We start from the raw sequence: 23,513 nt of genomic DNA, 5'->3' as shown, positions 1-23,513 counted from the left end.
AACGCGGAATGTATTGGCGTGAGCGATGTCACCCATGCAGGGCGTGAATATGGAAATCGGGGCGCGAGATGGAGCCTTCGGGGTCCGGGGGCTTCGGGGTCGAATGCGTCAACCGCCCGGCGGCGGCTCCTCGGCCGCGCCCTCGCTCCTCGCCTTTCGGGCCGCGCGCCCCGCCGTGACGAGCGACGGATACGACGCCGCGCCGCCTTCCTTCCGCCAGAGCCATGCGGCTGTGGTCGTCACTTCTCCATACACGCCGAGGAGCAGCGCCCAGGCTCGCTGGACACGCTCGGTCCAGAGCGCTTGCTCCGCGCTGCGGGACGCCGAGAGCTCCTCCAGGATCCGGTGAGACAGCTCGTCCGCGCGCGCGGCGTCCTCGACGTTGTAATGGACCTTGTCGTTTTCGAGATGCTTCTTTTCGGTACGGTACATCCTGGCGAGCCGGGCGAGGTCCTGGGCGAGGTCGCGGTATCCCGTGCCGATGCGAATATCGGCGATCTCGCGACCGGTGGGCGTGGCCGGGTCGAAATGGTAATCACCGACCTTGAGCATACGCGCCTTGAGCCGGGTCGCATCGTCCGAAAGCTCGACGGGGAGCTTGGCCTCGGTGCCCTGGGCATTGGCGGAGAGGAGCGAGGTCGCCGCATACCAGGCCGCGAGGGCGGCGGGTTCGAGGTCGTCCAAGGCGGCGATATCGAAGAGCTCCTTGGGCAAGAGCTCGAAGCGGGCGCGCGCCTCCGGCGCGGTGAGCTCGCGGGCGACGCCGAGCGCGACGATGGCCGCGGCGTCGACGCTGGTATTCGGTGATTGAAGGCTGTCTCTGGGGATCTGGTCGAGGAGCGGGAGGAGCTTTTCGAATGCGGCCTTGGCGGCGTCGTGGTCGACCGGGGTTTTTTTCTTTTGGGGAGAGCTCATGGGCGGGACGCTATCATGGGGACGGGCGGGTGGTAAACTAGGCAAGAAAGCGACCATACGTCGCAAGCCCACGCCCCCGTCGACCGCCCGGAGGCTCCCGCGAGCCCGCGGCGATCACCCACCGACCGCCGGGAGGCTCGTCCGAGCCGCGGGAGGGTCGGTAGGCGACCCCATTTGAGATGAAGCCAACCTCCGGAGGTCGGTGGGTGACCGCCGGGAGGCTCCGCCGAGCCTCGGGGAGGTCGATGGGTGACCTCAATTGAGATGAAGCCAACCTTCGGAGGTCGGTGGGTGACCGCCCGGAGGCTCCCGCGAGCCCGCGGCGGTCGTCGTGCGACCCCCGGACGGCTCGGCGGAGCCGGGGGGACAGGAATTTGGGCATCAGCCACCTTGGGTTACGTATAACCTGCCTCCGATGCATCTCGGATAACGAAGCGGAGGGAGATCATGGCGAAGCTCGTCTTGGGGCTCGGGGCGCTTTTTCTGTACGGGTCGCTCGGTATGGCGCCAGGTGTCGCTGACGTCCGACCGGAATCGCCCGGATCCTCGTTGACGTCGACAAGGACCGACACGAGAGAACCAGGGCTTCGTGGAGGGGCCGCGGTACCGACGGGAGGGATCAGCGAGGAGGAGCGCGAGCGCCGTGTGCAGGAATGCGAGACATTGTTCGAGGCCTGCCGCGATTGGTGCACGAGAGGAAAGCTCGGCCGCAATTGCTACGCGGAGTGCAGCGAAAAGCTCGCAGCTTGCATGAAGAAGATTCCCTATGCAGATTGAGGACGAGATGGACGTTCTCGCCACACGCGTGCTCCAGTACCGCAGCGACAGCGGCGCCGTGAAGGACGTTACCCTCACGGTCTTTGCCCCACGCAAGACGGACCAGGACGACTGGGAGTGCGGATTCCAGTTCAGCCCGCCGCCCAACCAGAGGACGATCCACGTGAGGGGCGTCGACGCCATCCAGGCGCTCCTGAGTTGCCTCACGATCGCCCGTAGCTACATCGAGCATCCTACGGAGGAACGGTCGAGCTGGCGAGGGATGGTCCACGCGGGCCTGCCGCGATTCGCCGAGAAGCCTGCGGCCTACCAGCGCCCCAGCGTCCCCCCGCCCGAGGAGAATCCCGGGGGACTCGAACCTCTCGCCGTCGGTACCCTCGACTGCCCCGATGAGACGGGTCGCTCGCGAGAACTCGACCTCACGGTTTACAAGCCCTTTCGAGCCGACGACGGAACGTGGAAATGCGCGTTCGTCCTTGGTTCGCCCCTCGACGAGCCTGTTCGTCATGGCACGGGTGAGGACTTCATCGAGGCACTTCTGGACGGCTTCGCCTTGGCGCGCGCGACCTACGAAGCCATGGTCCCGGAAGGCTGGGAAGCGCCGCTGTCGGATGAGCTCTTGGGGCCCACGTCCTTGCCCTACAAGGTGGGCCGATCCTACGGGATGGAGCCGAGCAGGGACATCGGCATGCCTGATTTTTCAGTGGCGTGAGTCGAGAATCCGCCGGAACGTCAAATTCATCCTCGCCGCCCGCCCCGCCTGCTTCGGCACCCCGTGCCGATCATGGTGCTGCGTCGTCCCGGGCCGAGGACTTTGCCGTCGAGATGCCCGTCCGGGACTCGCCCATCGAGCACTCAGGGCAGCGTGCCGGTGACCTGCACGCCGCCCGCGCCCTTGGCGAACTGGGGCGTGATGATGACGTTCGGGGGAGGCGGCTCGGGACGGTTGGCGAGCCCGATAATCAAGCCCGTCAGGGAGAGCCCAGCGAGAACACCACCCCCGGCGGCAACTCCCGTCCAAAGCCCCGAGGATTGTAGTTGGGACTCATCGCTTCGCAGGACAAGGCCCAAAGCGAGAGCACCAGCGCCTATCCCCATCCCAATGCCGCTGACGATCATGAGGTTCTTGGGCCACGTGGGCGGGTCGTCCGTCGACGCTTTCGATATATTCGCGTGGATTGAAATGTTCATCGGGGTTGCCGGGAACGCGACATAGTGACTTTGGATCCGCCGCTGCATCGCGATACTGAGTGTCTTCTCCTCGCCCGCCTTGACCTCCACGCTCGTTTCATAAAAATAGTAATCGTCGGCAATCGCTTTGACATGGTGCTTTCCGGGCTCGACGTAAATGATCTCGGAAGAGGGCCAATCGCGTACTTGCTCACCATCCACGGTGATGCGAGCGCCGGGGATGTTGACGCGCGGGAGGATCGCCCCGACCCGAGCTTTTACCGCCATGAAGACGGCGCGCACTTCCTCGTCTGTATGCACGGTCCTGTCTCGCACGTGGCTGAACATCAGGACCTCGCCCAGGTTCCGAGCTGCCGGCAAGAAGAGCCCCATTCGAGCCTGTGCAAACCCCAGCTCCGCTTGAACGTCCGAGAGGGGCTGATAGTCGTAGGCGGTCTGGTACGCATCGAGCGCCTCCTGCATCTTCCCTTCCTTTTCGAGCCTCTGAGCTTCCCGCAGGTGCTTCTGCGACGTCGGCGGGAACATCGCGAGAGATCGAGCGGACGTGTACGACGTGTACGGGATCTTGATCGGCTCGGGAGCTGGAGCGGGAGGATCCGCAGCCAGAGCCCCCGACGAGACCGAGACCGCGAAAAGAACGATGCTTGCGAGGTGTAGGTGCTTCATGAGAACGAGCCTACCCCCTGAAGCATTGGCCGGTCAAGACGAACCTTCTCCCCGGACGAACCCTACGTGTTCGCGGGCAAACCGCTGGTTCGTCCCGGACCAACCGGGAAGGAGGAGCGCCTTCAGATCCGCGCGGGCAGGATCCGCCGGAACGTCAAATTCATCCTCGCCCCGCGCCCCGCCTGCTTCGGCACCCCGTGCCGATAATGGTGCTGCGTCGTCCCGGCCATCACGAGCAAATTCCCCTCGCCGAGCTCCAGCGTCACCTTCTCCCCGCCCTTCTTCTTCGGTTCCAGGACGAACCTTCGCCGAACCCCGAGCGAGAGCGATGCGATCACCGGGTTTTCGCCGAGCTCGGGCTCGTCGTCGGCGTGTTTGCCCATCGAATCGTCGCCGTCTCGGTAATGGTTCACGAGCACGCTGTTGAACGTGCTGCCGGCCGCCGCCTCGACCCGCGCGCGGAGCGCCGCGAGCGCGGGTGTCCACGGGTTCGGCGTGAGCGATAAACCCGAATACGTGTACGACGCGCCCGGATCACCGTGCCAGGCCGTGAGGCGCGGCTGCAGGATCGATTTGCCGAAGAGCCGGATCGTCTCCTGCCGGAACGGGACCTCCGCGAGAAGCGCGGTGAACGAGCCGCGGGCCTCGTCCGGCGTGAGAAACGGGTCGTGGAAGAGAAGGAAACCTCCGTGCAGGAGCTCAATCCTTGTCACGGGGGTACGTCCCTCCGCGCGGGCCTTTGCGCGCCGCGAGCGCGACCGTCCCGGCGCCGCCCGCGAGCAAGAGCGCGCCCGGGCGCGACGAGTCCGCGAGCGCGAGGCCCGAGATGACGCAGGCCAAACCAAACGCGAGCGTCGGACCGGCGAGCCGCCCGTCCTCGGGCGAGCCGTCTGGGGGCACCGTGGGCCTCGTGCGGTACGGATGCGCCATGCGTTCATCGTACCAGGACGGAGGGGCGAAGGGTATGGGGTTTGGGGCGTAACGCGGCTCGTCCGCGTTACGCCCCAAGCGTCAACAGAGATCCACTCAATCCTAACCGCCGTCCGCGCAGGCCCAGCCGTCCTCGCCGACGAGCGGGACGAACCGCACGGCGCCGAGCCTTTTCTCCGAGAACCGACCGTCTTCCGGGCCCCGTGTCACGAGGACGAGCTCTTGCTGGTGTTCGTCCGGCCCGACCGGAATCACCATGCGGCCGCCCGGCGCGAGCTGATCCAAAAGCGCCTTCGGCACGCGCGGCCCGCTCGCCGTCACCGCGATGGCCTCATAAGGGGCGCGCTCGGGATAACCACGGGTGCCATCTCCAGTGACCACCCGGATGTTCCCGTAACGTAGCGACGCGAGCCGCGCGGCGGCCTCGGCGGCGAGGAGCGGGTGGCGCTCGACGGTGACGACCTCACGCGCGATCTCGGCGAGCACCGCCGCCGCGTACCCCGAGCCCGCGCCGATCTCGAGGAGCCGCGCGTCCGGCCCGATCCGTAGGGCTTGCGCGGTGAGCGCGACGATGTATGGCTGCGAGATCGTCTGCCCTTCTGCGATCGGCAGCGGTCTGTCGAGATACGCCTCGTGCTCGCGCCCGGCGGGCACGAAGGCGTGCCGTGGGACGCGACGCATCGCATCGAGCACCCGCGCATCCTGGATGTCGCGGCGTGCGAGTTGTTCGTCCACCATGCGGTGGCGCGCTTGCTCCATCGGATCCATGGCGCGGACGTGCTCGACGCAATCGTCGTGCCGAGCTCCTTTCGTGGGGAGCGTCAAGAAGAGCACGCTGGAACCGGCACTGCCACCCCCTTGGCCGGGGCGGTCTCGCTCACGCAGGGGGGATGTTCGTCGCGCTAGGGTTTTTCGACGCTCCGCCATAGAATGCGGCGGCGATGGTGACCAGGAGCAGCGCGAAGGGCGGCACGATGAAGACCAAGGGGAAGACGCAGGGCGGGGTCAAGGGCGCGGCAAAGAAGGCGACGAAGGGAACCACGAAGGCGAAGGTGCTCGGCGCGGGAAAGAAGGCGAAGGCCTCGGCGAGGGCGACGAAGGGTAGCGCGACGGCGAAGGTCGAGGCGAGGGCGAAGGCCGCGGTGAGGGCCGCGGCCGCGGCGCCGGTGGAGATCATCGACGAGCCGCCGCCGAGCCTCACGGGGCGACCGTTCCGGCGCCTCGCGTGGGGCTACGCGCTCCTCAGCGAGATGCGTGACGAGGCGATGAACGAGTTCAACGTCGAGGCGGGCACGAAGGTGGCGATCGAGGGCGAGCTCGATCGGCTCGCGTACGTGTACGTCGTGCAGATCGCCGCGGACGATCGGTCGGTCGAGATCCTTTATCCCCCGAAGGGCGGGGCGCGCCGCATGCGCCCGGGCACGAAGACGCGCATCCCCGGCGGCTCGGGCTGGATCGTGACCACGAAGAAAGGCAAGATCCGCACGATCGCCTCGTCCACGCCGATCATGGACGTGACGGCCCTCGGCATCGACTGATGCCGGTTGTCACGGGACAACTTCCACTTTTCTGGAAGCTTCCCCTTGCGGGCCTACTTCGAGGATGTTAGAAGTAGGCCCGTGACCTCGAAGCTGGATCGTCACGCCCAGCAGCTCAGCGCGCTCGGCCATCCCGTTCGCCTTCAGATCCTGCGCTTCGTCGTGCAGGGTGGGGACGAGGGGGTGTCCGCCGGGGAGATCCAGGCACATGTCGATCTGCCCCCGTCGACCCTGAGCCACCACCTGAAGCGGCTCGTCGAGGCGGGCCTGTTCACGACCCGCCTCGAAGGCACGTTCCACTACTACGCGGCCGATTACGCGGCGCTGCGCGTCCTCACCGAATACCTCTGGGAGGACTGCTGCAAGCGTGGCAAAGGCGGAAAGGGCGGCTGCTGCTGATGATGTCGCCCTTTTTTTGCGCCTTGGTTCGAGTTTTTTGGAAGAAAGGAGACTCCGCATGAACGTCCTCAAGCCTCACGTGTCCCTGAACGTCACGAACATCGAGCAATCCGTCGCGTTCTACGAGAAGGCGTTCGGCGTCGCGGCGACGAAGCGGCGCCCCGGATATGCGAAATTCGACCTCGAGGTTCCCTCGCTCAACCTGACGATGCAGGAGGCGCCTCGCACGGGCGTCAATGCCAGCCATTTCGGGGTCCAGGTCGCGACGACGGACGATGTCGTCGAGGCGAAGGCCCGCTTCGAGGCCGCGGGGCTCACGACGATGACGGAGGAAGATACGTCCTGCTGTTATGCGGTGCAGGACAAGGTGTGGATCGAGGATCCGGACGGGAACTCCTGGGAGGTGTTCGTCGTGAAGGCGGACGCAGACATCATGGGGGATTCCGCGGCGCTGAAAAAGGACGAGAGCGCGTGCTGCACGCCCGTCGGCCTCTCGCGAAAGCCGGAGGTCAAGCCTTCGGCCTCGTCGTGCTGCGGTCCGAAAACGGCGGAGTGATTCGGTGAAACCCACGGCGGCGGCGACCGATCGCACGCCGCCGCCGTGGCCCTCTCCAGCGCTGGAAACCCATGGACAGCATCGCCCGCAAGTTATCGTTCCTCGATCGTTGGCTGACGTTGTGGATCTTCCTCGCCATGGGGCTCGGCGTGGTCCTCGGCTTCGCGGCGCCTGGCTTCGCGGCGTTCTTGCACCGCCTGCAGGTGGGCACGACGTCGATCCCGATCGCCATCGGGCTCGTCGTGATGATGTACCCCCCGCTCGCGAAGGTCCGCTACGAGGAGCTCGGGAAGGTCTTTCGCGATAAGCGCGTGCTCGCGCTGTCGCTCGTGCAGAACTGGATCATCGGCCCGGCGCTGATGTTCGGCCTCGCCCTCTTGTTTCTCCGCGACGAACCCGAATACATGCTCGGGCTCATCCTCATCGGGCTGGCGCGATGTATCGCGATGGTCATCGTCTGGAACGACCTCGCGAAGGGGGATACCGAGTATTGCGCGGGGCTCGTCGCGGTGAACTCGATCTTCCAGGTGCTGTTTTTCTCGGTGTACGCGTATTTTTTCGCGACGCTCCTGCCCTCCTGGCTCGGGCTGGAAGGTGCCGTCGTGAACATCACCATCCCCGAGATCGCGAAGAGCGTCGCCATCTACCTGGGAATCCCGTTCGCGGCCGGGTTTCTCACGCGCCGGGTGCTCGTGTCGTCCAGGGGAGCGGACTGGTATCAAACGCGCTTCGTCCCGCGCATCGGGCCGATCACGCTCGTGGCGCTGCTCTTCACCATCGTGGTGATGTTCTCCCTGAAGGGCGAGACCCTCGTGGAGCTCCCGCTCGATGCGCTGCGGATCGCGGTGCCGCTCCTCGTTTACTTCGTCGTGATGTTCTTCGTCTCGTTTTTCCTGAGCAAGCGCGTCGGCGCGGACTACAAGCAGGCCACCACGCTGTCCTTCACGGCGTCGTCGAACAATTTCGAGCTCGCCATCGCCGTCGCCATCGCGACGTTCGGCATCCATAGCGGGGCGGCATTCGCGGCCGTCATCGGTCCGCTCGTCGAGGTGCCCGTCCTGATCGGGCTCGTCAACGTCGCGCTCCGGCTCGGCAAGCGGTTCTTCCCCGGCGGCGTCGATGTCGTACCGGCGCCCTGCGCAGTGCCTGCCAGGGAATCGGAGGTCCACGGATGACTCTGTTGTCCACCCCCGAGAGCATTCTCTTCCTCTGCGTCGCGAACTCGGCCCGCAGTCAGATGGCGGAAGGCCTCGCGCGGAAGCTCTTTGGAGATCGCGTGCGGGTTCAGAGCGCTGGCAGCTGCCCATCCCGCGTCAATGCCTTCGCCATCGAAGTGACGCGGGAGATCGGCATCGATTTGACCACGCACACATCGAAGTCGGTGGACACGATCGACCCTGCGTCGGTCGACATGGTCATCACGCTTTGCGCCGAGGAGGTTTGTCCCGTTTTTCTCGGCAAGGTTCGGCGGCTCCACTGGCCCATCCCCGATCCCGCGAGCGACGATCCCTCGCTGTCACGCGAGCGGATGCTCGAGCGTTTCCGCATGGCCCGCGGACAGATCCAGGCTCGTCTGGAGGAACTCGCGGCCTCGCTCGCTACCACTTCACCGTAGCGGCGGACGAGGGCGCCCCGAGAGCCAAATGAGGAGTATCGCGGCCCCGAGGAGTTGTGCCGCGACAATCCCGGCGCCGTTGCTTGACGGGATCACCACAATACTTGCTGCATGGTGCAAGCATCGTGGACGACCAAGTCCCCAACTTCGCCACCGACTCACCGTCCCGCAGCACACTTCCTCGCGCTCGATGCGGCTGATACCGCGGGCAACGCAGTTCGCCACCCTGCGCGCGGTGCAGGACGCCGGGACGCTCTCCACGACGGGTCTCCGAACGCATCCCGGCCGAGAAGCGCGACGGGGTGCTTGAAGCACTGCGAGTGCTCTCGGAAGCGCTCGCGAGCTTCAACGAAGGCGCGCAGCGGTAGCTATTCGGAGGGACGCGCCAGCGCCAGCAGGCGCGTGGGGCCGACGGGCTCCTCGGTCATCCAAGGGACGATGGCGAGCCTCTGCGCGTGCTGTTCGCGCACCACGTGTATCTGCTCAAGCTCGGCCGCGATGCGCTGCGCGAGGCAGGGGTCCGTCGAGCCGGCGGCTGCGAGGCTGCTGTTGATCACCCAGCCGAAGGGCTCGATCCCGGCGCGCCTGAGATCCGCCTGCAATCGCGCCGCTTCGGAGACGGGCGTCGTCTCCGCGAGCGTCACGACCAGGACCTTCGTGTACTGCGGATCGCGCAGCTTCATGAGGGGGGTCACGATGCGGCCGGACGCATGCTGCGCGTCGACGTCTCCGACGACTGTCTGCCGGTGATACGAGCCCGTGGCGTCGAGCAGGAGCAGCGTGTGTCCCGTGGGCGCCGTGTCGAGGACGACGAAGCTCGATCGCGCTTGTGAGACGGTCCTCGAAAAGGCTGCGAAGACGGCCACCTCCTCGTAGCAGGGGGATCGCAGGTCTTCGGCCAGCAATGCTCGTCCCGCTTCGTCGAGCTTGGCCCCGCGCGTCGCCATCACGCGGTCCACGTACGCCTTCGTCTCGACGGCGGGATCGATGCGGCTGATCCGTAGGTGCGGAAGTTCGCCCGCGAGCGTCGCAGCGACGTGCGCCGCGGGGTCGGTGGTGCTCAGGTGGACATCGTGACCTCGCGACGCGAGCTCGGCGGCGATCGACGCGGCAATCGTCGTTTTCCCTACGCCGCCTTTGCCCATCACCATCACGAGCCCACGCCCGGGCGCCGCGATCTCGTCGATGAGGGACTGGAGGGGCGGCAGCGAAGGCGTCGCGAGCGGAGGGACTGCACGCGCGAGGGCTGCGGACGCGCGATCGTCCAGCAATGCACGGAGCGCCGGAAGACCGACCATGTTGAAAGCGCGCAAAGGGACGCGCGTCGTGGGCAGTCCTTGCAGCCGAGGAGGCATGTCGCGCAGCGCCTCGCGCCCCCGCTCTTCGAGCGCAAGGGCCATTGAATCTGCACGGTTTGTCGCCTCGAATACGGCGTTGACGACGAGTCGCTGGTTCTTCAGGCCCAGCGCTTCGAGCTCGCCCGACGTCCGATCCGCTTCCCGCAGGGCTGCGTGGTCCGCCCGCGTGACGAGCACGATGGTCGTGCGCGCGGCGTCGGCCAGAGCATCCACCGCGGCGACGAAGCGCGCCTCCTGCATTTTCAGCCCTGAATGGGGGCCCAGACACGAGGCCCCGGACGGGGTCGATTGGAGGAAGCCTGACCATGCGCGCGGCAGGCTGAGGAGCCGCAACGTGTGCCCTGTGGGCGCCGTGTCGAAGAGCACGTGATCGAACGGCACGCTCTGTTCGTCCCCGGCGAGGAGCTCGGCGAACTCGTCGAACGCGGCGATCTCCACGGTGCATGCTCCGGCGAGCTGCTCGCGTAGCTCGGCGATCTGCGTCTCCGACCAGATCGCGAGATAGGGCGCGACCACGCGCTTTCGGTAATCATCGGCCGCCTTCTCCGGGTCGATGTCGAGCGCGAAGAGCCGGTCGACGCCGGGGATCGGCGTGGGCCGTTGCGACAGCGGCACGCCGAGCATCTCGTCCAGGTTCGACGCCGGATCGGTGCTGACGAGGAGGATACGTTTCCCGGCGTCCGCGAGTCGGATCGCAGTCGCGCACGCGAGCGCGGTCTTGCCCACGCCGCCCTTCCCCGTGAAGAACAGAAAACGGCTCGGCTGTTCCAGGAAGCGCGTCAAGACTCCGTCTCCTTCCGGTTTCTCACGTTGTACGTCTCGGCTGGCCTTGGATACGTGCAGGATGCCGGCTGCTCCGTCAACTGCTTCCAACCCCTCCGGCCCGTGCGCGCGGCGGCTTTCGAAGGCACACGCGACACGCACCTCGACGAGGAAATGGCGGAGGCCACGCGGCTCCACTGGACTCGCGTGCCATGGCGAACGTGCGCGAGCGCGCGGCGCAGGCGCTCCTCGAAGTCTTCCACACGCCGTTCCTGCGTGCGATGACCGAGCCCGCACGGATCCAGATCGTCCGTGTGCTCCTCGTCCAGGGACCGCTCGACGTCGGCGCCATCGCCGAGCGCGTCCCGCAAGAACGGTCGGTCGTCTCCCGTCGCAAGCCCGGCGACGTGCAATGGCTGAAGAACTCGGTCGTGCTGCACAAGCGCACGGAATACGAGGATTGGCCCGAGGACGAACGCAAGCGCCACCTGCTCCGTCTCTGGCTCGCGGCGCCGGATTTCGAGGATGGGGATGCGAGGCTGCGTCGCGGCGTTGTGAAGGAGGACGCGGATAAGCGGTGAACCGCTTGCTCAGGGCCTCGGCCCCCGCCGATCCTCCACGTAGCGGCGCAAGAGCTCCGGCGTCTGCAAGGCGTACGAGCGGATTTTCTCCTGGAAGAGGAGCTTGATCACGCCGAATTCGAGGTGGAGCAGCGCGCCGTAGGTGAGCAGGGTTTTTCCGTCGTCGGCGGGGTCGACCCGGAAAAACCCCCAGCAATCGCCGATGTCGTGGGGCCGCGTCGGGTCCATCCAGAATCGGACGAGCGACGGGGTTTCCCGGCGCGCGCGGACGGTGTATTCGCCCGAGACCGTGGCGCCGCCCTGGCGGAGCGTCAGGAAAAAATCGTCGCCCTTCCGGCCGACGAGGCGCGCTTCCTGCGTGAGCGGGAAAATATACCGGTACGAGCCAGGGTCGAGCAGCACGGCCATGACCTCGGCGGGCGGCGCGGCAATCAGGACGTACCCGAGGCCGCCGATGAAATCGCCCTCGGAGAGCTCGACGTCGAAGGTCCGCTTGACGACCTCCCCCCGCGCGAGGCGGGTTTTTTCGTCCGCGGTGAGGGCGCCGGCGCGCGCGTGGCCCGGACACGCGAGGACGAGGGCGCCGAGGACCGCGAGGAGGGCGAGGAAGCGGCGCGCCATGACCACACGGTGGTGTCGCGTCGGTCCGGACGCAAGCCCCGACGACGAGGGCCCCTTCGGCCCAGCGCGCGCGTATACTCCCCCCGCCATGTACGCCGGTCACCTCGATTTGACGCAGCCTCTCGTCTGGACCGTGGACGACGCGCTCTCGCCCGCCGACTGCGACGCGTACATCGAGCGCATCCGCGCGGGCCATCAGGAGGTCGCGCCGATCGTGGGCGAGGACGGCGAGCCGGAGGTCGATCTCGCGGTCCGGAACAACACGCGCGTGATGTGGGACGACGCGGTCGAGGCCGATGGCCTCGTCGCGCGGGTCGAGCGAGACGTGCCGAAGCTCCTGATGGGCATGAAGCTCGCGGGCGGCAACCCGCGCATCCGCCTGTATCGATACGGGCCCGGCGAGCAGCACGGGGCGCACTGGGACACGGTCGTGCACCTCGACGGCGGCGTGCAGAGCCTGGTCACGCTGGTCTTTTACCTGAACGACGACTTCGAGGGCGGTGAGACCGATTTTCCGGAGCTCGAGCGGCGCATCACCCCGCGGCGAGGGCGCGCATTGATGTTCCAGCACCGGATTCTTCATATCGCGACCGAGGTCGCGCGGGGCGAGAAGTTCGTCCTGCGCACGGATATCCTTTACAGTCCGGTCTGAGGCGCGCATGCGGAGCGGCGAGATCGTGGACGGGCGGTTCGAGCTGGAGTCGAAGGCGAACTCCGGCGGCATGGGGACCATCTGGCGCGCGAAAGATCTCGCGACGAGCGAGACCGTGGCGCTCAAGCTCCTGCGCGATCCCGAGCACGGCGCCGAGCGATTCCTGTCCGAGGCGCGGATCCTCGCGCGGCTCGAACACCCGTGCATCGTGCGGCACGTCGGGCACGGGCTCACGGCCATCGGCGAGCCATACCTCGTCATGGAGTGGCTCTCCGGCGAGGACCTCGCCACGCGCCTCTCGCGCGCGCCGCTCGAAATCGACGCGGGCCTCGCGCTCGTGCGGAACGCCGCCGAAGGGCTCACCGCGGCGCACGCGCGGGGCATCGTGCATCGCGACATCAAGCCGAGCAACATCTTCCTCGTCGGTCGGCGCGTCGATCGCATCAAGCTGCTCGATTTCGGGATCGCGCGCGCATCGACGGGATCGACCGTGCTCACGCGGTCGAGCTCCGTGCTCGGCACGCCCGGGTACATGGCGCCGGAGCAAGCGCGCGGCGACGAGGTCGTGGGCCCGCGCGCCGACGTGTTCTCGCTCGGCTGCGTGCTCTTCGAGTGTTTGGCAGGACGACCGGCCTTCCAGGGCTCGCACCCGATGGCGCTGCTCGCGAAGCTCCTGCTCGAAGAGCCGCCCGAGCTCGCGGTCGTGCGGCCGGAGGTGTCCGCGTCCGTGTCGGCCCTCTGCTCGCGCATGCTCTCGAAGGATCCGAGCCAGCGGCCGGCCGACGGCGCGGCGCTCGTGGCCGAGCTCTCCGCCATCAGCGGGACCTCGTCGAGCTCGCCGTCCGTTCGCAGCATGACGCCGTCGCGGCTCAGCGAGCGGGAGCGGCGGCTGCTCTCGATCGTGGCGATCGCCGGCACGGCGCGCGGCGGGCTCGAGGAGGTCCGCCGCATCGCGGAGCCGCTCGGCGCGTTCGTGGATATGCTCGCCGGCGGGACGATCCTGATGGTGCTGCCCGGCGTCGGGAGCCCGGCCGATCAGGCGGTGCGGGCGGCGCGCGCCGCGCTGGCGATCCAGGGGGCATCGCCCGACAGGACCATCGCGCTCGTGACGGGCCGGAGCGACCTCGCGGATCGGCTCCCCGTCGGGGACCTCGTCGAGCTCGTGGCGCTGCTCGTCGATCGCGCTCGCGAGGACGGCCGGCCCGGGGTGATCGTCGACGAGGTCACGCGCGCGCTGCTCGATCCGCGATTCGAGGTGCAGGAGCACGCGGGCCATGCGTGGCTGCTGCACGAGCACGCGCGCGGCGAGGAGACGCGCACGCTGCTCGGCAATCCGAGCCCGTTCGTCGGGCGCGAGCGCGAGCTCAACACGATGCTCGATCTCCTGCAGCAGGAGTTCGACGAGCAGCGCGCGCAGTCCGTGCTCGTCACGGCGCCGGCGGGGATGGGGAAATCACGATTGCGTCAGGAGCTCATCGCGAAGCTGCAAGTCAAGCTGCCGGATCTCTGCCTCGCGGTCGGTCGCGCCGACGCGATGCGCTCGGGCGCGGCGTTTTCGGTGATCGCGTCGGCGCTGCGGATGCTCATGGAGATCGAGGTCGGCGAGCGGCGCGAGGTGCAGCAGGAAAAGGTGTCGTCGGCGGTGCGCGCGCTCCTGTCGGGAGAGGCGGCGGAGCGGACGGCGCCGTTTCTGGGCGAGCTCGTGGGCGCGTCGTTCCCGGACGAACGCAATGCGCTGCTCCGGTCGGCCCGCGAGAATGCGCCGCTCATGGCGGGTCGGATCGAGTCGGCCTGGGTCGAGTTCATGCGCGCCGCGGCCCGGAAGGGGCCGACGCTGCTCGTGCTGGAGGATTTGCACTGGGGCGATGGTTCGTCCGTGAAGCTCGTGGACACGACGCTGCGCGAGCTTCGGGACGAGCCCTTCGCGGTGGTCGCGTTTGCCCGGCCCGAGATCCACGACCTGTTCCCGCGCATCTGGGCGGAGCGGACGCACGAGGTCCGGCTCGGTCCGCTGCCGCGCCGGGCTGCGTCCGCGCTCGTGCGCGCCGCGCTCGGGCCCGAGGTCGACGACGTGCTCGTCGCGGGGCTCGTGGCGCGGTCGGAGGGAAATGCGTTTTACCTGGAAGAGCTGGTCCGGGCATTCACGGAGGGGCGCAGCCGCGGCGGATTGCCGGAGACGGTGCTCGGGATGGTCGAGGCCCGGCTCGCCGCGCTCCCGCCGGACGTGCGGCACTTCTTGCGCGCGGCCAGCGTGTACGGGGAGGTGTTCTGGCCGAACGGGGTGAGGCGGCTGCTCGGCGGTCGCAGGCCGGTGAACGTGGACGCGGCCCTCGATTATGCCGTCGCGCGCGAGTTCGTGACGCGCCGCAATTCGCGGCGGTTCGTCGGCGAGGAAGAGTATGCATTTCGGCACGCGCTCCTGCGGGAGGGGGCGTATGCGATGTTGACGGAGCGGGATCGCGCGCTCGGGCATGGGCTCGCGGGGGCGTGGCTCGAGCGCGTGGGCGAGCCGGATCCGTCGGTGCTGGCGATGCATTTCGAGCGCGACGGGCAGGGCCCGCGGGCCGCGTACTGGCACGCGCGGGCGGCGCAGACGGCGATGCGTGGCAATGACCTGCAAGCGGGCGTGCGGGCGGTCGAGCGGGGGCTCGCGGCGGGGCCGACGGACGAGGTCGCGACGGATCTCTGGGCGCTCAGGGCGCGCATCGCCTCGGCCTCGGGCGATTACGAGGCCTCGCTCGCCGCGGCGGAAGAGGCGCTGCGTCGCACGACGCCCGGGTCCGTGGCGCATTGCATCGCGCTGGAGGGCGCGATCGGGGGCGCGATGCTGCTCGGCCGGCACGACACGTTGCAGGATCTGAGCCGCCGGGTGCTGCAGACGGAGCCCGCTCCGAATGCGCTCTCCGCGCTGGCGCGGGCGCTCGCCCCGCTCATCGCGGCGCTGGCGGCCAGCGGGAACGGGGACGCGTTCCTGTTTCTCGAAAAAATGCGCGCGATCATGGGGGCTGGAATCGAGGTGGAGCCGTCGCGGGCCGGGGCGCTCGCGTATGCGTCGGCGATCGTGGAGAAGAACCTCGGCCGCAATCCGTGGGTCGCGCGGCAGCACGCGCTCGACGCCGTGCGGTGTCTGGAGCAGGGCGGGGAGCGGCACGTGGTGCCGATCGTCACGGCGGTGCTCGTCGGCATTTGCACGGACCTCGGCGCGTTCGAGGAGGCCGAAGTTTGGCTCGATCGCACGGAGGCGCGGCCGCCGAGCATGGCGGCGAACGTGGTCGCGGCGTATCTCGCGCAGCTCCGGCTCGCGCAAGGCCGGTTCGAGGAGGCCATCACGATGTCACGCTCCGTGGCGGAGCGGGTGCACGGCAGGGACGGCAACGTCGTCAGCGCGCTCGGTTCCGTCACGCTGATCGAGGCCCATATCGAGCGCGGCGACCTGGGGGCGGCAGAGTCGCTGATCGACGCCACGAGCAGCCGCGGAAACCAGCTCGTCGCCGCCTCGTGCGCGTGGCTCCGATCGAGGGCGCTGCTCGCGCGGGGGCGCCCCGCCGAGGCGGTGAACGTTTGTCGCGAGGCGCTCGTGCTGCACCGGCAAATCGGGCCGCGCGGGGTGGAGCGCGTGCTGCTCACGCTGGCCGAGGCTCTCATGGCGGCGGGGGACGTGGAGGCGGCGAAGGTGACGCTGCGCGAGGCGATGGACGAGCTCGGCGCGCGCGAGGCGGCGATCGGGGATCCCAGCTACCGGCGGCACTTCGTGGAGCGTGTCCCCGGGAACGTGCGGATTCGAAGGCTTTCGGGTGTGTGGCTCGGGACGGCGTAATGATTCCCGGTGACGGGTCGATGGCAGCCACGTAGACGACGTGGCAGCGGCGTGACGGAAGGGTGTCGCGTGCGCCGCGCGATTGCCTCGACGTTTCCGCTCGATTAGGCATCGCCCGCGTGAACGGGCCGCCGCCTTCGAGATGTCTTCGTCTTTGCCTCGGGCTCGGGCTCGGGCTCGCGGCGTGCGGCGAGAGGAGCGAGGAAGAGGCGCGCAAAGCCGAGATCACGAGCGTGATGGCACGGGCCGACGAGCCGCTCCTCCGCGCGAGGCCGCGCCTCTGCGAGGGCAAATACGCGCGGATGGCCGCGAGCGCGTACGATTTTTATCGAGGCACCGTGCCGCTCTCGCTCCACGATTATCGAGGGAACAACTTCGGCTTCGGCGCGTCCGCGTTCGCGCTCGCCGGGCCACTCGTGCCCGCGCTCGGGGACCCGCACCCGGAGAACTTCGGGGCCTTGCTCGCGGCCGACGGCACGCTCGCGCTGGAGCCGAACGATTTCGACAGCGCGGATTTTGCTCCGTATCTCTGGGACGTCCGCCGCCTCGTCGCAGGAATGGCGCTCGCCGCGCGTCTCGCGAACGCCGACGATCCGAACGCGCAGGCGGCGACGGCTGCGGCGTCGCGCGAGATTGCCCGCGCCGCGGCGGAAGGGTATGCGGAGACGATCGCCGCCCTCGCGAAAGGCGCGCCGCGCGAGCGGATCACGGAGGGCGGGGGAGATCCGAACCTCGACGATCTGTTCGAGCGTTCGATCGAGGATCGGGATGCCCGCGCAGAGCTCGACGAGCTTTCGATGTTCGAAGGCCCGGAGCGTCGTCTTCGTCGTGGTGTGCTCGATCCGGAGGAGCCGACGGGGGTTTATCTCGACGTACCGCTGGCGGCGTACGCGGAGCTTCCCGCGGCAATCGAGCGATATCGAAAAACGCTCCTCGATCCGCCGCCGCCGGCATTCTTCACGCTGCTCGACGCCGCGCGCGAGCTCGGCTCGGGGGTCGCGAGCTGGGCCCGGGTGCGCGTCATCTTGCTCGTTCGCGGGCCGACGGACGCTCCGGACGACGACGTCGTGCTCGAATTGAAGGAGCTCGCCGACAGCGGGCTCGCGGGCCTTTATCCGCCGGGCGTGTTTTACGACGACGTCGCCGAGCGCGTGCGCCGCGCGTCGCGCGCGGCCTGGGCCCGGCCCGACGCGGAGCCGCTCTGGGGTACGACGGATTGGATGGGGTTCGTCTGTCAGATCAAGCGCGAGAGCGAGGGGCAAAAGACGCTGCGGACGAGCCGCATGGTCGAAGAGCGAGGCAGCCCGGCGGCGCTCGCGAGCCTCGGGCGCCGGCTCGGCGGCGTGGTGGCCCGCGCGCATGCGGCGAATCCCCTGGGGACGTCGTGGGCGGTGGGGGACGTGGCCGAGGTGATCGGGCATGATCCGGCGGGGTTCGTCGCGGAGCAAGTCGAGGTCGGGGATCGATATGCGGCGCAGGTGCTCGTCGATTGGGGGCTCTTCCGGGAGGCGCTCGCGGAGCGCGGACCGCGGCTGGGGATTCCGATGGATCCGGCGGATACCCCGCCGCCCGATTTGCGCGCGCTTTTTGGCGACGCCCAGGTGCCCTGACACGGAGCCCGCATGCGTATTTTGGTCCTGACGACGATTCTGGCCGCGACGATTGCCTCCGCGGCGCCTTCCGCGGCGCAGGAAGCGGCCGCCCCCGCGACCGCGCGCGCCCCTGCGTCCGCCTCCGCCCCCCCGCCCGATTTCAATGGCACCGCGGCGCCTCCGACCGCAGCGGGAACCACGGGGCTCAAGGTGACGCCGGGGCTCGAGATGTTCGCGCAATACGCGGTTCGATGGACCGCGACCGAGCCGGGGCAACGATCGTGGTTTCACCTGTTCGAGGTGCCGCGCGTGCACGGCGCGATCACGGGGGAGTTCGGCCCGGCCGTGGGGCGCGTGGTCGTCGAAGGCGTGCGCTCGGCGAGCGAGGGGGCGCTGATCGGCGTGGCCGGCGATAGCATCGTGCTGCGACTCCGCGAGGCGTGGGCCGGGGTCAAGTATTCGTCGTGGTTCGTATTCGCGGCCGGCGTCGTCCCGACGCTCACCGTGCCCGAGCTGGAAGGGACGTGGAGGCTCAGGGTCGTCGGGCCCGCGCCGATCGAGCAAACCGGGATGCTCTCGCCCGCGGACCTCGGCGCGACGGCACGCGTGAATCTGCCGCGGAAATATGGGTTCGTCGCCGTCGGTGCGTACAACGGCGAGGGATACACGAATCGAGAGCTGAATCGCGGGAAAAACATTGAAATCGCGGCGTCCGTGCATCCCGCGCCCGGCGGGGCTGCGCGGCCGCTCGCGATTTTCGGGTCGTACGTGATCGGCTCGTCGGGCACGGGGCTTTCCCGCGCGGACAGGCTGACCGGATCGGTGCTGTGGCAAGGCACGCGTGTGCGCGCGGGCGCGTCCGTCACGCATGCGTGGGGGCTCGCGGACGACGGCGCGCGAAGGTCGCTCCTCGTCGATGGATTCGTGCGGGTCGAGCCCGTGGATCGGCTGATGTTCGGCCTGCGCGGCGCTTACTGGAACCGGGATCTCGGCGCGGCGGGGGACACGGTCGCGACGGTGACGGGTTCGGTCGGATATCGCGTGGCGCAGCCGCTCGAAGGGCATGTCGCCGTGACGCGGCAGGTGCCGGGGGAGGTCGCGCAGGCGGCGTTGCCCGGCTCGGATTTTTGGGAGCTCCGGCTCGCGAGCCGGGTCGTTTTCTGAGAGGAGACCACGAGATGGCGAGAATGGAGTTTTTCCTGGCAAGTGTGTTCGTCGCGGCAACTGCCGTGCTCGGCTGCTCGGAGGCGACGGAGGATCCGCCTCCCACGGGGAGCGCGAGCAGCTCTGCGGGGCAGGGCGGCGGCGGGAGCGGCGGAGGCGGGCAGGGCGGCGCGGGCGCGGGCGGTTCCGGCGCGGCGAAAATCGTGATCAACGAGATCGCGGCGACGGGCGCGGAGGAGTGGATCGAGATCGTCAACGTGGGCGACGCAGTGATGGATCTCGACGGGTACGGGATCGCCGATCAGGACGGCGATGTGCCGAAGGTCGCGGAGGCCGTGCGTTTCGTGGCCGGGACGAAGCTCTCGCCGGGCGCGTACCTCGTCATCGTCGCGGGCCTCGACGCGCCCGGGTCCGGACCCCAATCGGAGTGCCTGTCGAGCGGCGGTCCGGCGACCTGTTATCACGCTGGATTCGGGATCAGCGCGAAGAACGGCGACAAGATCTTTTTCCTGTCGCCGAGCGACGCGATCGTCGCGGAGGCGGAGTATCCGCCGGCCGCCGTGGCGGATGGGCAGACGTACGGCCGGGTGCCGAACGGCATCGGTGATTTCGAGGCCTGCGAGCCGACACCCGGCGAGGCGAATACGAAGGCGCCTTGAGGATCAGTTCGGGACGATGGCGAACGCGACGCCCGGGAGGTTGATGCCCGGGCCGCCGAGCCGGAGCGTGCCCTCGACGAGCGAGATGCTCTGATCGGCCTGGTTCACGGTCTTCACGGTGCCCACGATCATCGCGGCGTCGGCCACGCCGGTGGGGTTGATCGGCAGGGCGACGGGCTGCATGTAGAGTTTGTCGCCGTCGAGCCGCGCCCACACCTCCTGTCGCTGCTGGTTGCCGAAGAGCTGGGGTTTCACCATCAAGGTCATGCCGCCCGGGCGCGGGGTGTCGCTCGCTTCGAGCACGTAATCGAGCGGGGTCATCACGCCGCCCGGGCCAGGGACCGTGACGGTCATCTTCATGATCTTGGGCCACGTGCCGATCGGGGGGTTCGCCACGACGAACTCCGTGCTCCGCTCGCCCGAGGTCGCGCCGCCCGAGAGGAACGGCAGGCCCGGCAAGACGCGGAATCGATACTTGGCGCCCGCCGTGAGCGGCGCCGCCGGGACGAACTCGGCGCGGCCGCCGGTCACCACGATCGAGCCGGCGACCTTCTCGCCGGCCTCGGTTTCGAGGATGACGTAGTCCGCGGCGACGTCGGCCGCGGTTTTCCCGGGCTGCGAGTCGTCGATCGGATCGGCGAACGCGATGCTCGGGCGGATGTCGGGGTACACCGCGTCGTCGCTGTCGATGTCGGGCCAGATGGCGAGCGGGTGCGCGCCCTTCGGCGTGAGCTCGCGCAAGAACTGGAGCAGATCGGCCTTCTCGTCGGGCGTGAGGTCGGCCTGTACGTAATGGATGGCCACGTCGAGCGCCGCTTCGAGGCTCCGCCCCTGTCCCTTCACGAAATAGACGCCGTGGCGGTAGACGCCGAGCAGCGAGGGGATGTCGGCCGGCTCGCCCGATTTGCCGACGGGGATGTATTCGCGCGACGTGTAGAGAGGCGGCGCGTGGCAGCCATAACAAGCGGCTTTGCCCTCGAAGATGTCCTTGCCGCGGAGGGCCGCCTCCGTGAAGCTGCCGTCGACGCGGGTATGGCCCGTCTCGCGCGGGGCGCCGAGGAGCGAGCCGAGGAACGCCTGCAGGCCGAGCGCCTCCTCGGGCGTCGCCGGGCGGCCGACGATCGAGCTCGGGCCCTGATAGCCGAAATTGTCTGCGTTCGATACGTACGCGCCCCATTCGAGCGGGGTCGTCGCGTCGAGGAGCTGGAGCGGCCGGACGTTGTGCCAGATCTGCGGGCCGAAGCGCCAGACCATGCCGTCGTTCTGGGTTTCGACGTGGCAACTCGAGCAGGCATGGTTCGCGGCAAAACCGCCGCCGGGGCGCGTGAAGACGCGCTCGCCGAGGGCGACGTTCGCGGGGCGCGGATCCTCGGCGAGCGCGACGGTTTGCACGACGGCGCCGGCCGCGTCGAGGAAGCTCGCCTCGAAGCTCTGGTAGCTGTGGACGGCGACCTCGTTTCCGATCTTGACGAGCGCGCGCGCGCCGGGGCCGACGGTGGTGCGGCCTTTTTCGGCGAGCGTGGCGCGGTCGAGGGCCACGACGACGTCCGAGGATTCGGACGAGACCCAGATCGTGTCCCCCACGCCGAGCACGCCCGAGGGGTTGACGACCGCGCCGCCGGAGCCCGATTGCCGCGTGAGATCGGCGCGGCGAAGGACGGTGCCGTAGTCGGGTTTGGCCGGGTCGGCCCCGAGCACGACGACCTCGTGGAAGAACGGCATGGCGTTCGGCGCCGATTGCGAGGGCTCGGGGTCGCCGTCGGTCGCGGCGACGTAGAGCTCGCTGCCGTCCTCCGAGAGCGAGATCGACCGGAGATCCGCGGCGACGCCGGAGATCGCGAGCGAGACCTCTTGCGTCTCGGTGTCGACGATCCAGATGTCCTCGTCGTCGCCGGGGCCGTAGGTGCCGCGCGTGTCCTTGACCTTGTTGCCCGATCGATACGAGGCGACGAAGAGGCGCTTTCCGTCGGCCGAGAGCGCGAGGGCGCGCGGGTCGAAGCCGACGGCGATCGTGCCCTTGATCTCGCGTTTGTCGAGGTCGACCACGGCGACCTTGCGCATCGTGGCGAGCGAGACGTAGAGCGTCGTTCCGTCGGGCGAGATGGCGAGGCCGCTCGGCTCGTCGCCGACCCAGAGCGCGTCTTCGAGGATGTTGCGGTCGCGATCGACGATGCCGACCGTGTCGCTGCCGCGCTGCGCGACGTAGACCTTCTTGCTGCCAGGCTGATGCGCGATCGCGGCGGGCCAGGCGCCAACCGTGATTTCGCCGGCCTTCTTCCACTGGCCGTTGTCGGCGACGAGGCGCGTGACGGTGTAGGAGGCGCCGTTCGCCGTCCAGAGCTCGCCGTCGACCGCGGTCGCGCCGTGGAGCGGCGTGAGGTGGTGGTTGCGGAATCGCGCCTGCGAGGTGCGCGCGACGGCGCGGAGCGTGAGTTCGGTTTGCGCGGGGTCGTCGAGGCGGAAGGTGTAATCGCCGGGGACGTCGGGCGTGAAGCGCGGTTCGGGGGCGCCGGTGTTGTAGACGGCGTTTTTGCTGTCCGGCGGGGCCGAGACGACCTGCCACGCGAGCTCGGCGGGGCAGCCGGGGTCCGTGAGGAAGCGCGGCAGGTAAAACGTCTCGCCGAGGGTGTGGGCGCGCGGGTTCTGGAGGGGGAGGAGCGCGTCGGCGCAGGCGAGCGCGGGGGTGCCGGTGCTCGAGCTTCCGCCGCCCGTCCCGCCGGCGCCGCCGACGCCGCCGCTGCCCCCGCTGCCGGAGGCGCTGCTCGAGCTCGTGCTCGTGCCGGGGTTCGACGGGTCGTCACTGCAGGCAACCGCGGCAAAAGGCGCGCAGCCAACGAGGATCACGAGGAGCTGAGATAGGCGCAAGGATCTCATGTTTGTACACCCTTTGTGAAAGGTGCGTACACGGTCGCAGACACACGAGACCCTGGCAAGATCTATTTTAGACCTTTTGTGATACGAAACTACCAGGAAAGGGGATCAGGACCGCTGCGGAAAATCCGAGGGGCGGCGGCGGGCGAGGTAGTCGGCGATCGGGGGCAGGGCGCGGACGTCGTCGAGGAAGCGCTGGAGCGAGCCGTGGCCGTCGAGGCAGGAGGGGACGACCTCGCGGTGCGATTCGAGGGTGTCGAAGGCGAGGAAGTCGGCGTGCGTGGGCGTGGGGCCGGCGAAGTAGAGGGCGCCGCGCTCTTCGGATTGTTCGAGCAAACCTTCGAGGAGCGCGCGGAAGCGAGGGAAGACGTCGCGGAAATGCGCGTCGGTCGCGGCTTGATCGTTGAGCCAACCCGGGTTGTAGGCGACGCGGTTCCACGCGGCGCGGAGCTCGACGACGGTCTCGGCGACGATGTCGGCGCGGACGCGCTCGTCCTCGCTCGTCCCGTCGAGGCCGAAGACGCGTGCGAGGTGGCGGAGGATGGCCTGGCTCTGGGGGATGACGCGTTCGCCCCCGGACGAGCGCTCGAGGAGGACGGGGACCTGGCCGAGGGGGACGGTCTTTTTGAGGCTCGGCCAGTCGGCGCGCGGGATGCCCCGATCGACGTAAGGGGCGCGCGCGTAAGCGAGGAGGAGGCGGATCGACTCGGCTCGGCCGCGGATGTCGAAGTAGACGAGCTCGCGTTCGGGATCTTGGCTCATGACATCGAGGAGACCCGAGCCGGAGAGGGGCGTCAATCGGACGGGGGTCCGTTTGCCCAGGAACGTGATCGCGCGAGAAAGAGGCTC

General features: G+C 68.6%; 20 protein-coding genes and 1 pseudogene. 12 read left to right on the top strand and 9 right to left on the bottom strand.

Annotated elements, in window-relative coordinates:
* Positions 1-108 precede the first annotated feature (108 nt).
* Complete coding sequence (locus QHF83_RS43240) at positions 109-915, bottom strand: hypothetical protein (RefSeq protein ID WP_282423953.1); 807 nt, start codon at positions 913-915, stop codon at positions 109-111.
* 766 nt (positions 916-1,681) lie between these two features.
* On the opposite strand from QHF83_RS43240, the gene QHF83_RS43235 reads away from it, so the two are divergent.
* Positions 1,682-2,404: a hypothetical protein gene (locus tag QHF83_RS43235; RefSeq protein WP_282423952.1), complete on the top strand. Its 723-nt coding sequence runs from the start codon at positions 1,682-1,684 to the stop codon at positions 2,402-2,404.
* 143 nt (positions 2,405-2,547) lie between these two features.
* Here QHF83_RS43235 and QHF83_RS43230 read toward each other — a convergent pair whose 3' ends face one another.
* The 4 genes from QHF83_RS43230 to QHF83_RS43215 form a co-directional block, all read right to left on the bottom strand.
* Positions 2,548-3,549, bottom strand: a complete 1,002-nt coding sequence (locus QHF83_RS43230) for a hypothetical protein (protein ID WP_282423951.1) — start codon at positions 3,547-3,549, stop codon at positions 2,548-2,550.
* A gap of 122 nt (positions 3,550-3,671) precedes the next feature.
* Complete coding sequence (locus QHF83_RS43225; RefSeq protein ID WP_282423950.1) at positions 3,672-4,262, bottom strand: alpha-ketoglutarate-dependent dioxygenase AlkB; 591 nt, start codon at positions 4,260-4,262, stop codon at positions 3,672-3,674.
* A complete protein-coding gene (locus QHF83_RS43220) occupies positions 4,249-4,479 on the bottom strand; it encodes a hypothetical protein (RefSeq protein ID WP_282423949.1) in 231 nt (76 codons plus the stop codon). The genes QHF83_RS43225 and QHF83_RS43220 overlap by 14 nt, the downstream gene beginning before the upstream one ends.
* A 102-nt stretch (positions 4,480-4,581) precedes the next feature.
* Entirely contained in the window at positions 4,582-5,313 is a 732-nt protein-coding gene (locus QHF83_RS43215) for a protein-L-isoaspartate(D-aspartate) O-methyltransferase (RefSeq protein WP_282423948.1), read from the bottom strand.
* Between the two features lie 107 nt (positions 5,314-5,420).
* On the opposite strand from QHF83_RS43215, the gene QHF83_RS43210 reads away from it, so the two are divergent.
* From QHF83_RS43210 to QHF83_RS43190, 5 genes are all read left to right on the top strand, one after another.
* Positions 5,421-6,017 carry a DUF4384 domain-containing protein gene (locus QHF83_RS43210; RefSeq protein ID WP_282423947.1) on the top strand — a complete coding sequence of 199 codons (597 nt, stop codon included), beginning with the start codon at positions 5,421-5,423 and terminating at the stop codon, positions 6,015-6,017.
* Between the two features lie 81 nt (positions 6,018-6,098).
* Positions 6,099-6,416 (top strand): metalloregulator ArsR/SmtB family transcription factor, encoded by a 318-nt coding sequence (locus QHF83_RS43205; RefSeq protein ID WP_282423946.1) that lies wholly within the window; start codon positions 6,099-6,101, stop codon positions 6,414-6,416.
* Between the two features lie 58 nt (positions 6,417-6,474).
* A complete protein-coding gene (locus QHF83_RS43200) occupies positions 6,475-6,972 on the top strand; it encodes an ArsI/CadI family heavy metal resistance metalloenzyme (RefSeq protein ID WP_282423945.1) in 498 nt (165 codons plus the stop codon).
* A gap of 71 nt (positions 6,973-7,043) precedes the next feature.
* Positions 7,044-8,147: an ACR3 family arsenite efflux transporter gene (arsB, locus tag QHF83_RS43195; protein WP_282423944.1), complete on the top strand. Its 1,104-nt coding sequence runs from the start codon at positions 7,044-7,046 to the stop codon at positions 8,145-8,147.
* Positions 8,144-8,587, top strand: a complete 444-nt coding sequence (locus QHF83_RS43190; protein ID WP_282423943.1) for an arsenate reductase ArsC — start codon at positions 8,144-8,146, stop codon at positions 8,585-8,587. Before arsB ends, QHF83_RS43190 begins: the two co-directional genes overlap by 4 nt.
* A 368-nt stretch (positions 8,588-8,955) precedes the next feature.
* Here the strand turns inward: QHF83_RS43190 and arsA are convergent, their stop codons facing one another.
* On the bottom strand, positions 8,956-10,728 hold the full coding sequence (arsA, locus tag QHF83_RS43185; protein WP_282423942.1) for an arsenical pump-driving ATPase: 1,773 nt from the start codon (positions 10,726-10,728) through the stop codon (positions 8,956-8,958).
* A gap of 374 nt (positions 10,729-11,102) precedes the next feature.
* On the opposite strand from arsA, the pseudogene QHF83_RS53605 reads away from it, so the two are divergent.
* Positions 11,103-11,288 (top strand): annotated as a pseudogene (locus tag QHF83_RS53605) (hypothetical protein); the annotation flags it as partial.
* A gap of 9 nt (positions 11,289-11,297) precedes the next feature.
* Here QHF83_RS53605 and QHF83_RS43175 read toward each other — a convergent pair.
* A complete protein-coding gene (locus QHF83_RS43175) occupies positions 11,298-11,909 on the bottom strand; it encodes an SRPBCC family protein (protein ID WP_282423940.1) in 612 nt (203 codons plus the stop codon).
* Positions 11,910-11,997: 88 nt separating this feature from the next.
* Here QHF83_RS43175 and QHF83_RS43170 point away from each other — a divergent pair, with 88 nt between their 5' ends.
* The 5 genes from QHF83_RS43170 (at position 11,998) to QHF83_RS43150 (ending at position 19,793) form a co-directional block, all read left to right on the top strand.
* The gene (locus QHF83_RS43170) at positions 11,998-12,561 is read left to right on the top strand and encodes a 2OG-Fe(II) oxygenase (RefSeq protein WP_282423939.1); all 564 of its coding nucleotides are present in this window, start codon (positions 11,998-12,000) and stop codon (positions 12,559-12,561) included.
* A 7-nt stretch (positions 12,562-12,568) separates the two neighbouring features.
* Positions 12,569-16,378: a protein kinase gene (locus QHF83_RS43165; protein ID WP_282423938.1), complete on the top strand. Its 3,810-nt coding sequence runs from the start codon at positions 12,569-12,571 to the stop codon at positions 16,376-16,378.
* 119 nt (positions 16,379-16,497) lie between these two features.
* The gene (locus QHF83_RS43160) at positions 16,498-17,988 is read left to right on the top strand and encodes a DUF2252 family protein (protein ID WP_282423937.1); all 1,491 of its coding nucleotides are present in this window, start codon (positions 16,498-16,500) and stop codon (positions 17,986-17,988) included.
* A gap of 12 nt (positions 17,989-18,000) precedes the next feature.
* Positions 18,001-19,134: a hypothetical protein gene (locus QHF83_RS43155; RefSeq protein ID WP_282423936.1), complete on the top strand. Its 1,134-nt coding sequence runs from the start codon at positions 18,001-18,003 to the stop codon at positions 19,132-19,134.
* A 14-nt stretch (positions 19,135-19,148) separates the two neighbouring features.
* On the top strand, positions 19,149-19,793 hold the full coding sequence (locus QHF83_RS43150) for a lamin tail domain-containing protein (RefSeq protein WP_282423935.1): 645 nt from the start codon (positions 19,149-19,151) through the stop codon (positions 19,791-19,793).
* Between the two features lie 3 nt (positions 19,794-19,796).
* Here the strand turns inward: QHF83_RS43150 and QHF83_RS43145 are convergent, their stop codons facing one another.
* Together QHF83_RS43145 and QHF83_RS43140 are read right to left on the bottom strand one after the other, a co-directional pair.
* Positions 19,797-22,658 (bottom strand): YncE family protein, encoded by a 2,862-nt coding sequence (locus tag QHF83_RS43145; RefSeq protein ID WP_282423934.1) that lies wholly within the window; start codon positions 22,656-22,658, stop codon positions 19,797-19,799.
* Between the two features lie 114 nt (positions 22,659-22,772).
* Positions 22,773-23,426 (bottom strand): glutathione S-transferase family protein, encoded by a 654-nt coding sequence (locus tag QHF83_RS43140; protein WP_282423933.1) that lies wholly within the window; start codon positions 23,424-23,426, stop codon positions 22,773-22,775.
* Positions 23,427-23,513 lie beyond the last annotated feature (87 nt).

This window comes from Polyangium sp. 15x6, assembly GCF_029960785.1.
Taxonomy (GTDB): Bacteria; Myxococcota_A; Polyangia; order Polyangiales; family Polyangiaceae; genus Polyangium.
This window is presented reverse-complemented; position numbering and strand designations above follow the sequence as displayed.

Bases quoted from the DNA above. Each gene is read 5' to 3' on its own strand.
- QHF83_RS43240 (WP_282423953.1), bottom strand. From the start codon at position 915: ATGAGCTCTCCCCAAAAGAAAAAAACCCCGGTCGACCACGACGCCGCC.
- QHF83_RS43235 (WP_282423952.1), top strand. From the start codon at position 1,682: ATGCAGATTGAGGACGAGATGGACGTTCTCGCCACACGCGTGCTCCAG.
- QHF83_RS43230 (WP_282423951.1), bottom strand. From the start codon at position 3,549: ATGAAGCACCTACACCTCGCAAGCATCGTTCTTTTCGCGGTCTCGGTC.
- QHF83_RS43220 (WP_282423949.1), bottom strand. From the start codon at position 4,479: ATGGCGCATCCGTACCGCACGAGGCCCACGGTGCCCCCAGACGGCTCG.
- QHF83_RS43210 (WP_282423947.1), top strand. From the start codon at position 5,421: ATGGTGACCAGGAGCAGCGCGAAGGGCGGCACGATGAAGACCAAGGGG.
- QHF83_RS43200 (WP_282423945.1), top strand. From the start codon at position 6,475: ATGAACGTCCTCAAGCCTCACGTGTCCCTGAACGTCACGAACATCGAG.
- arsB (WP_282423944.1), top strand. From the start codon at position 7,044: ATGGACAGCATCGCCCGCAAGTTATCGTTCCTCGATCGTTGGCTGACG.
- QHF83_RS43190 (WP_282423943.1), top strand. From the start codon at position 8,144: ATGACTCTGTTGTCCACCCCCGAGAGCATTCTCTTCCTCTGCGTCGCG.
- QHF83_RS43175 (WP_282423940.1), bottom strand. From the start codon at position 11,909: ATGGCGCGCCGCTTCCTCGCCCTCCTCGCGGTCCTCGGCGCCCTCGTC.
- QHF83_RS43170 (WP_282423939.1), top strand. From the start codon at position 11,998: ATGTACGCCGGTCACCTCGATTTGACGCAGCCTCTCGTCTGGACCGTG.
- QHF83_RS43165 (WP_282423938.1), top strand. From the start codon at position 12,569: ATGCGGAGCGGCGAGATCGTGGACGGGCGGTTCGAGCTGGAGTCGAAG.
- QHF83_RS43155 (WP_282423936.1), top strand. From the start codon at position 18,001: ATGCGTATTTTGGTCCTGACGACGATTCTGGCCGCGACGATTGCCTCC.
- QHF83_RS43150 (WP_282423935.1), top strand. From the start codon at position 19,149: ATGGCGAGAATGGAGTTTTTCCTGGCAAGTGTGTTCGTCGCGGCAACT.
- QHF83_RS43140 (WP_282423933.1), bottom strand. From the start codon at position 23,426: ATGAGCCAAGATCCCGAACGCGAGCTCGTCTACTTCGACATCCGCGGC.